The sequence below is a fragment of the Trichococcus sp. genome (assembly GCF_049589555.1).
GTDB lineage: Bacteria > Bacillota > Bacilli > Lactobacillales > Aerococcaceae > Trichococcus.
The window spans coordinates 1-2,186 of record NZ_JBAWAZ010000003.1; the positions used below are offsets into that span (position 1 = coordinate 1).

Consider the following 2,186-nt stretch of genomic DNA (forward strand, 5'->3'; position numbering starts at 1 on the left):
ATCAATGAAGATTTAGGCTACAAAGCACCGAGATTGCTGCAAATCTCCATGATTTTGAGCTACATCTTCATCTGTGTATTGACTGTTCTCGCTTTTTAAAATGGGAATAATTTTCAGGGCAACCGAATAGGTTGTCCTTTTTTTGTGCGAAGGCGGCTAGAAAAGATGGATTAATAAATTTTATTCATCTTTTTTGAATGCCAGATACTCGAAATGAAGAATACTTTTCCGTTATCCATGTTTTACCTCATGCACAACCAACCCACTGTTCGCTTTTTCCTGTCAAGCCTGTTCGGAATCGTGTGCTTTTCAGGCTGTGGCTACGGTGATAGACTGTGTCTATGAATCAAAGCCATACAGAAAAAAGCAAAGAAGAGGAAAGTACTTGTTGGAAGTCCTTCAGAGAGCTCTTGGGCGGTGAGAAAGAGCGGACGGCAGCACAGGAAAAATGGCCTCAGAGTTGATGCGCTGAAAAGGAGTTTCCTTCAAGCGCGTCCGGACGCCCCCGTTAGACAGGCAGCAGTATCGAGGAGGATGAATCCCTCTGTACTGATTGAGATGGCAATCGCAAGGTTGTCATTAAGCAAGGTGGTAACGCGATCTAACCGTCGTCCTTTCTGGAATCGATCCAGGGAGGGCGACTTTTTATTACACTCGAGGAGGAATATACATGACAGACAATAACAGAAGAAAATTGATTTTTGATGCTTTCGACAACAAGGAAACGGAGCGTGTGCCGGTTGGCTTTTGGTTTCACTTTGTTTTCGGTGATGATCAATTCCGTGGTTTGGAGGACAGATCGGTTTTGGATAGAGTGATCGATGGGCATAAGGATTTCTACGATGCCTTCAACCCGGATTTCGTGAAGATCATGAGCGACGGCTTTTTCGGGCATCCGAGCCTGTTGGGAAAAACGATAAAACATGCGGATGACTTATACAACGTCAAGTCTGTGGGGCCGGACCATCCGTGGATCACGGAGCAGGTCAAGACGGTCAAACGGATCAAGGAATCCTTCAACGGCGAAATCGCAACCTTCTACAATATCTTTTCGCCAGCGAACTATATCCGGATCGCCTTCGAAGCATGGGATAAGGATCCCGAAAAATTCACCCGTTTCTTTGAGACGGACCCGGGCGCTCTCGCTTATGCGGCCAATGAAATCGCCAAGGACGTGGCGTTGCTGACAAGGAAAGTCATCGAAGAAGCAGGCGCGGACGGCATTTACCTGAGTGTGCAGAATGTCCAAACCAGCGCGGCCACGAAAGAGGCTTATCATACCTATATCGCGCCTAGTGAATTGGATGTGTTGGGTGCGGCAAATGCAGTCAGCGACTACAACATCCTGCACATCTGCGGCTACGAGCATCATCAAAACGACTTGTCCTACTACCGGGACTATGAAGCAAAAGCCTACAACTGGGCGGTCCACACCGAAAAAATCAGCCTGAAGGAAGGCAAAGACTTCTTCGGGAACAAAGCAGTGATCGGCGGCTTCGACAATAACGCAGGCACGCTGTTGGATTCAGGGAAAGAAGCGGACATCGCCCAATACACAGCCGACCTCATTCAAGAAATCGGCGATACAGGCGTCATCATCGGAGCGGACTGCACAGTCAATCCAGAAATCGAACTAGAGCGTTTGGCCTTGGTCCGAGAAACAGCTGCAGGCGTGTCAGGCAAGAACCGAAAACAAGCGAGCCCTCTGCATAATTGATTAAAGACTGCGATGGTGTTCGGCACAGGCGGTCAACCCTGATAGACAATCGGTATTATTTTTAACAGAACAGCCATGTTAGAATCAAGCACATAACTTAAACAGCCGTCTTCCGAAGAATCGGAAGGCAAAGAAAGGAGGGGTCTCATGGTCGGGATTGTTATCATCGGTTGTGGGGATGTTTCGAAACAGAGGCACGCCCCTCTAAGCCACAAAAACGAAAAAGTCGATTTGATTGGATTCTATAACCGAACGATTGCCAAAGCAGAGGCTTTCCAAAAGAAGTACGGCGGAAAAGTCTATCGGACCCTTGAGGAGATCTGGGAAGACGGAACGGTCGATGCCGTCATCGTCGCTACGAACGAACAATCGCACAGCCCCATCACCATCGCTGCGCTTGAAGCAGGCAAGCATGTGCTTTGCGAAAAGCCGATGGCGGATTCGGTGGCCGAGGCAGAACGAATGCAGC

General features: G+C 48.4%; 2 protein-coding genes and 1 other annotated feature. Both genes read left to right on the forward strand.

Translation table 11 applies throughout. From position 1 onward, the window contains the following. Positions 1-360: 360 nt before the first annotated feature. Positions 361-619 (forward strand) — a binding site (T-box leader). A gap of 51 nt (positions 620-670) precedes the next feature. Further along, positions 671-1,717: a uroporphyrinogen decarboxylase family protein gene (locus tag WBV27_RS00035; RefSeq protein ID WP_424198326.1), complete on the forward strand. Its 1,047-nt coding sequence runs from the start codon at positions 671-673 to the stop codon at positions 1,715-1,717. 147 nt (positions 1,718-1,864) lie between these two features. Then, on the forward strand, positions 1,865-2,186 hold a 322-nt coding region (locus WBV27_RS00040; protein WP_424198328.1), incomplete at its 3' end, for a Gfo/Idh/MocA family protein.